The organism is Stutzerimonas stutzeri (assembly GCF_000935215.1).
Lineage (GTDB): Bacteria > Pseudomonadota > Gammaproteobacteria > Pseudomonadales > Pseudomonadaceae > Stutzerimonas.
Genome location: NZ_JXXD01000318.1, coordinates 1 through 1,164 on the forward strand (window position 1 = coordinate 1; position 1,164 = coordinate 1,164).

At 66.9% G+C, this 1,164-nt stretch carries 1 protein-coding gene and 2 pseudogenes; all 3 read left to right on the plus strand.

Annotated features, from left to right (window positions below; all coding sequences use genetic code 11):
* Window positions 1-294: pseudogene (locus LO50_RS22790) on the plus strand (P-type conjugative transfer protein TrbL); the annotation flags it as partial.
* 18 nt (window positions 295-312) lie between these two features.
* Complete coding sequence (gene trbF, locus LO50_RS22795) at window positions 313-1,017, plus strand: conjugal transfer protein TrbF (protein WP_044316453.1); 705 nt, start codon at window positions 313-315, stop codon at window positions 1,015-1,017.
* A pseudogene (locus LO50_RS24850) lies at window positions 1,014-1,164 on the plus strand (P-type conjugative transfer protein TrbG); the annotation flags it as partial. The gene trbF and the pseudogene LO50_RS24850, both read left to right, overlap by 4 nt.

Sequence of the window (1,164 nt, forward strand, 5' to 3'; positions counted from 1 at the left end):
CGCCGCGTCGCTTCTGGTGCTTCCGCAGCAGGGCAGAAGATGACCAGTTCCTTTCGTGCCGGCTGGAACGGATCTTCGGACGATGCCGGTGCAGCCGCGGCGGGCCAATCCGCCGCAAGCGAGGCCGCAGACGGCGCTGCCAACTCGCAGAAGCAAGAGCAACCCGCCTGGGCCAAGCGGATGCACCGCCGCCAGCAGATCACCCATGCCGCGACCACCACCGCCCACACGCTGCGCGGTGGCGACGGCGGCGGCTCAGGGCAAGGCCCGAGCCTGCGCGATTCCGATACCTGACCCTCAAGGAGAACACCCATGCGATTCAAACGACCGCAGGTGCGCTACGCCGATACGCCGCAGCCTGCCACCCCGTATCAAGCCGCCGCCCAGGTGTGGGACGAGCGCATCGGCTCGGCCCGCGTGCAGGCGAAGAACTGGCGTTTGATGGCCTTCGGCTGCCTGGTGCTGGCGCTGCTGATGGCCGGCGGCCTGGTCTGGCGCTCGGCGCAGTCCATCGTGACGCCCTACGTCATCGAGGTCGATCAGGCCGGACAAGTGCGTGCGGTCGGCGAGGCCGCCACGCCATACAAGCCGGCTGATGCGCAGATCGCCTACCACTTGGCGCACTTCGTCAGTCTGGTGCGCTCGCTGTCCATCGACCCCATCGTCGTGCGGCAGAACTGGCTCGATGCCTACGACTACACCACCGACCGCGGCGCGGCCGTGCTCAACGATTACGCCAGCAAGAACGATCCGTTCGCCCGCGTCGGCCGCGAATCGGTGACGGTGCAGATCACCAGCGTGGTTCGCGCCAGCGACACATCTTTCAACGTGCGCTGGACGGAACAGCGGTACGTCAATGGCGCACCCGCCGGCACCGAACGCTGGAACGCCGTGCTTTCCACCGTCCTGCAAACCCCGCGCACCGAACAGCGCCTGCGCAAGAACCCGCTGGGTATCTACGTCAACGGCCTGTCGTGGAGCCGCGAACTGGATTCTTCCGAAGGAGCCAAGCCATGAACCTGCCTTTCCGCTTTTACGCTTTGCCGTTGATCCTGCTGGCCTCGACTGTCCTGTTCTCGGGCTGCGCCACTCAGGGCAAGCCGCCGCCAACCATCTCGCTCGATGAGCCGGTGCAGGCCCAGCCGCTGCCCGAACCGCCCCAGC

Coding starts and splice junctions, on each gene's coding strand:
- trbF (WP_044316453.1), top strand. CDS start 313: ATGCGATTCAAACGACCGCAGGTGCGCTACGCCGATACGCCGCAGCCT.